The sequence below is a fragment of the Candidatus Symbiopectobacterium sp. NZEC135 genome (assembly GCF_025962695.1).
The window spans coordinates 1-4,551 of the sequence record NZ_JAGFPF010000125.1 but is presented as its reverse complement, the minus strand read 5'-3'; the positions used below and the strand labels follow the sequence as shown (position 1 = coordinate 4,551).

General features: G+C 41.9%; 6 protein-coding genes and 1 pseudogene. 6 read left to right on the top strand and 1 reads right to left on the bottom strand.

What is annotated here, in order from left to right; genetic code table 11:
* The coding region (locus J5224_RS23480; RefSeq protein WP_264627649.1) for a tyrosine-type recombinase/integrase at positions 1-729 on the top strand (729 nt) is incomplete at its 5' end.
* A 122-nt stretch (positions 730-851) separates the two neighbouring features.
* Here the strand turns inward: J5224_RS23480 and J5224_RS23475 are convergent.
* Positions 852-1,064, bottom strand: coding sequence for a hypothetical protein (locus tag J5224_RS23475; RefSeq protein ID WP_264627648.1), 213 nt, complete (start codon positions 1,062-1,064; stop codon positions 852-854).
* Between the two features lie 189 nt (positions 1,065-1,253).
* Here J5224_RS23475 and J5224_RS23470 point away from each other — a divergent pair, with 189 nt between their 5' ends.
* The 5 genes and pseudogenes from J5224_RS23470 to J5224_RS23450 form a co-directional block, all read left to right on the top strand.
* Positions 1,254-1,496, top strand: coding sequence for a hypothetical protein (locus tag J5224_RS23470; protein ID WP_264627647.1), 243 nt, complete (start codon positions 1,254-1,256; stop codon positions 1,494-1,496).
* 12 nt (positions 1,497-1,508) lie between these two features.
* Complete coding sequence (locus J5224_RS23465; protein WP_264627646.1) at positions 1,509-2,123, top strand: zinc ribbon domain-containing protein; 615 nt, start codon at positions 1,509-1,511, stop codon at positions 2,121-2,123.
* Between the two features lie 334 nt (positions 2,124-2,457).
* Complete coding sequence (locus J5224_RS23460; protein WP_264627645.1) at positions 2,458-3,027, top strand: recombinase family protein; 570 nt, start codon at positions 2,458-2,460, stop codon at positions 3,025-3,027.
* A 145-nt stretch (positions 3,028-3,172) separates the two neighbouring features.
* Positions 3,173-4,315, top strand: a complete 1,143-nt coding sequence (locus J5224_RS23455) for an SIR2 family protein (protein ID WP_264627644.1) — start codon at positions 3,173-3,175, stop codon at positions 4,313-4,315.
* 1 nt (position 4,316) lies between these two features.
* Positions 4,317-4,551, top strand: a pseudogene (locus J5224_RS23450) (DNA helicase); the annotation flags it as partial.

The window sequence follows — 4,551 nt, the reverse complement described above, 5'->3', positions numbered from 1 at the left end:
TATGACGTTCCCGAAGATGACCTCATCGCCAGTGAGCACGTCCACAAGCATTTAAAGCTCTGGCGCTCGCTGTTTAAAACATATCTTGTAGATCAGAAGGATATTCTGACCAAATCTCCTACTGATCAGATTAGTTGCGAGGTGAAACCCAACCGGGGTGGAAACTACAACGCCAGCGAACTGAACCGGATCAAAGAGCGTCTTTTAGCCCTACCAGATAGTGATTATCGGAAATGGTATTTCCTTACACTGGTTTATACAGGTGCTCGGCGTGGTGAGATATCGGAGATCCGTAAGAATCACATACGAAAAGATGAGGAAACCGGGCGCTGGTATATCTTTATTGACACAGGGAAGACCGAACACGCCAGACGACAGGTTCCAATTCATAGAATTATAGAAGCAGGGCTTTTGGCCTGTGTGGAAAACCTAAAAGATTCCGATCCTGTCTTTGGCAATCTTCCAAACTACACGACTACTACGGAAGACTGGATAAGCTTGATGGATGAATTAGGCATTCCCCACTACAACGAGTATGGCCTCAAACGTAGAGTGCACTCGTTACGTCATACATTCATAAGCAATGCAATAGCTACCGTTGGTAATTCATCGCTTGTTCAGTTTGTCGTAGGTCATAGTAGAACTCAATCACTAGGCATCACAGCAAGATATACACATACACCACCCTTGAAGGATTTACTTCGTGTGGTTGATTTAACAAATCAGTAATGCTAACCCTGTGCATTATTAACACATTGATAATACATTATATCTATATTTCAATAACATATATAGAAAATGTACACAATCAGCATACACCTAACCCCGCCTGTATGGGGGTTTTTGGTTGGTTATTTTTCATTCTCAGCGGTATTGAAAGTCATAGTATGCGGGCAGGACTGAGAGCGCGTCACCAGTGTAAACAAGTAAATGCTGTTTTCGTAAAAGCACAACCGCTTTTCGCCCTGCAACTCCTGTTCGTCAGAATTGCTCATGGTGATCCGCCCAGCCTCGGCGGCAAACGTCGTTAGTAACCCACACATCACAAATATATGGCCTTTCATCTTACCCCCCTCCTGTACCGAACGTTCGCTTACACTTCAGCAACCTGTGTAGAATTTCACCCAATCATTATAATAACCATATTGATCAGTTTTAACGATCGATAGTATATTAATGATCGATTTTACTAATTAATAAATTTTGTGTGTATGCCGATTATTTCTTAACCATTTCAGCGATGGAGACTGATTTTGAAAAAGATTCTTATAGTAGCTCTGGGATTAAGTGCATGTAGTGCGTTCGCAGACGATGGCTCACCTGAGTTAAAGGCAGAAAGTCAGGCTGTGATACAGCAGGCTGGTTATCGATGTAACAAGGTGAATGGCGTCTATCCCGCAGCTTTTGGAGGTTCGGTCACGGTCTTCTGTGATGACTTGTACAAGTACATTATTAAAGATAAAGGTGGTCGCTATGTTGTTGAACTTGATGATTAAGGAAAGATTATCATGGCAATGAAAATGTGCAGGGAGTGCGGGCACGCGGTTTCATCTGGTGCAAAGATATGTCCCAATTGCGGCGTTAAAAAACCCTATGAGTCTCCTGTGCGTGGTTTTATCTTTATTGCCATTGTGGTCTTTGCTGTCATTAAAGGTTGTAGCAGCAGCTCTGACAAATCATCTGCGCCCCAAGCAGCAGCTGCACCGACAAGCACCACCTTCGCAGCAACGAGCGTAGCTAAGGCTAAAGCCGCAGCACCAGCAAACATGGCAGCGGCAAGTACAAAGCCGTTCTCTGATATGCAGGTTTGCCGAAGCGCAATCGCCGGGATGTTTGGGCGTGATTTGAATAGTGTCAAAGCAGAGAAAACGAATACAGCAGGCGTATTCACTCTTTCTTACCGTAGACAATCTGATGGTCAACGTTTTTCTTATGATTGCAAGCTTTCTGATGCAAATGTGATATGGAAAGAAACGGGGCAAAGTTCCAACCGCTGGAATGGTTCAGGCACCGTTGAGTTCAATGTAGTATTTTCTGTTAATGGCAGTGCGTTGACCATAACCGAGCTTCACGCTGGCTCCGATGTTGTAACGTACAAGTACACAATGAAAGACTTTCGCTAAATCCCACTTAGAGGTAGTACTTTTGCTACCTCACTTTACTCTCCTAACATCCGCATAAAGCACCTTCATTAAATCGAAGTTTCATAATTCAAATATCGTCAAATTTGGATTGCATGATCAAGCAGGTTATTTCTATCTCGAAGGGGGCTACTGGATGTTTGGCAAATATCAGCATAGTGGTTTCGAGATGGTAGTCAGAGCGGTATCAACAATCGAACGTTTTATGACACCAGTGTACATCCCCCAGAACTAGTATCAAAAAATTAGGGTATTGACATAAAGATACCAAAGATTGATTATGATACCGTATATTGATACCAACTGAGGGGATGTTATGAGCCGTACTTTTGCCTATTGTCGCGTTTCCACCAGCGAGCAGACGACAGAAAACCAAATCATGGCGATCCGTCAGGCTGGCTATGAGGTAATTGACAGCCGTGTTGTATCGGAAGTTGTTTCCGGTGGTGTACTGGCAATGCAACGTAAATCCTTCGCCGATATGGTCAATCATAAACTGGAAGCTGGGGATCGATTGGTTGTGTTAAAACTCGACCGCCTTGGTCGCGATAATATTGATGTACAGCAGACTATCGCAATGTTGGTTGAGCGTAATATTGATGTGGTATCTTTGGATTTGCCTGTGAGGAACCTTGCCAGTGCAGAAGGTAAGTTGATGCTGCAAATGTTCTCAGCCTTTGCGGAGTTCGAGAAATCACGCATTGTAGAACGCACCAAAGAGGGCTTAATGAGGGCGAAGAGAGAAGGAAGGCAATTAGGTCGCCCCGCTGCTACAGGCACCTTCAAACGAGTACAGGAGGCCAGAGCGCAAGGCTTGAGCCAAGCTAAAGCAGCTGTCGCGTTAGGGGTGGGTATAGCAACCATTAAGCGCCATTGGAATATCTAAATCGGTTTTTGTTAAATTTTCATCATTTTTCTAAATAAGAAAAGTCAATTAAGTGGGGTTTGCACTAAGTTAAAACTAATCAGGCGATTCAAAAATGCTTTAGAACATTCAACTCTTGATTATGTAAAGGTAGCAGGGAGAGAGTATGGCATTTGATATTAGTATTTTTGAAAAAAAAGAATTCAGAAGTGCTTTAAATAAGCTTGAGGAGCTGCTTTCACATTCAAAATCTGTATTGCTTGGAGCAGGAGCCAGCGCTTGTGCGGGATTACCTTTAACTAATCAGCTTACTGCCAAAGCACTAGAAAGCGATAAACTATCTGCGGATTCAAAGCAGATATTGAATGTTATCCAATCTTCTTTTGCTGATGCAAATCCAGCCTCACACATCGAAGACTACTTAAGTGAATTAGTTGATTGGTTAGCTATTACTTCTCGCCGTGCTAACCGTGGTGTTGATACGAGTAACGTAAAAATCGGGAATGTAGAGTATAGTAATGACCAATTGTTGAAAGTTATTGATGAAATCAAATTGGCGATTTTTGAAGTTATCAACATAGACATAGATTCTGAAATTCATGAGCGATTTGTGAAAGCACTTCATCGACCTATGAGGCCAGGAAAAGATAACCATTCGGGAACTATCGATTATCTAGTGATGAATTACGATACATTAATTGAAGATTCTCTAGCATTGTCCGAATTGCGTTATGCTGATGGTCTAGAAGGTGGCGTGTCAGGGTGGTGGTCTCCTTCTACGTTTGAGCAAAAAGGATTAGAAGCACGAGTATTAAAGCTGCATGGTTCAATAAATTGGGTTGAACATCCTTTATCATCTACGCCTTTACGCATTGCCCCGCATCTTAAGCATAGTAGAAATCAATCATCGAAAATTATGATTTGGCCTGCATCAACAAAATATCGAGAAACTCAGCTCGATCCATATGCAAATCTGATGCAAAGAGCTCGACTTGTTTTAAACCCTAGAAATGGTAATCAACGTGTTTTATTAATTATCGGATATAGCTTTGGCGATGCACATATCAATTTAGAGATTGATAAAGGGTTAAAATCGTCCCATGGTAATTTGACCATAATTGTTTTCACAAGTGATGCAAACCCCACGGGTGTGTTAAAGGCTTGGCATGAAGATAATGCTATCAGTGAGCAAGTACTTATTTTTGCTGATAAAGGATTTTTCCATGCAGATACTACTATTGAATCGCCCCACAGTATTCAATGGTGGAGATTTGAATATCTGACACAGATTCTTGAAGGCGGAGTTTGATATGGATAGTAAGTATACAAAACCAATCGAAAATTTGGCTATTGGTAAGATTATAGAGGTAGATGGTTCACGTATAATTGCAGAACTTGATCCTTCCATTTCCGAATTATCCAGAGTTTTTGCAGGGGAGAACTACCCCATTGGTCAGTTTGGCTCCATTATTAAAGTTCACTTTGGTCGTCGTACGATTTATGGATTGGTTAGTCGTTTACGTATGAAATCGGATTATCAGCTTG

What these genes read in the sequence shown, in the direction of transcription:
- J5224_RS23455 (WP_264627644.1), top strand. Translation starts at nt 3,173, where the DNA reads ATGGCATTTGATATTAGTATTTTTGAAAAAAAAGAATTCAGAAGTGCT.
- J5224_RS23475 (WP_264627648.1), bottom strand. Translation starts at nt 1,064, where the DNA reads ATGAAAGGCCATATATTTGTGATGTGTGGGTTACTAACGACGTTTGCC.
- J5224_RS23465 (WP_264627646.1), top strand. Translation starts at nt 1,509, where the DNA reads ATGGCAATGAAAATGTGCAGGGAGTGCGGGCACGCGGTTTCATCTGGT.
- J5224_RS23460 (WP_264627645.1), top strand. Translation starts at nt 2,458, where the DNA reads ATGAGCCGTACTTTTGCCTATTGTCGCGTTTCCACCAGCGAGCAGACG.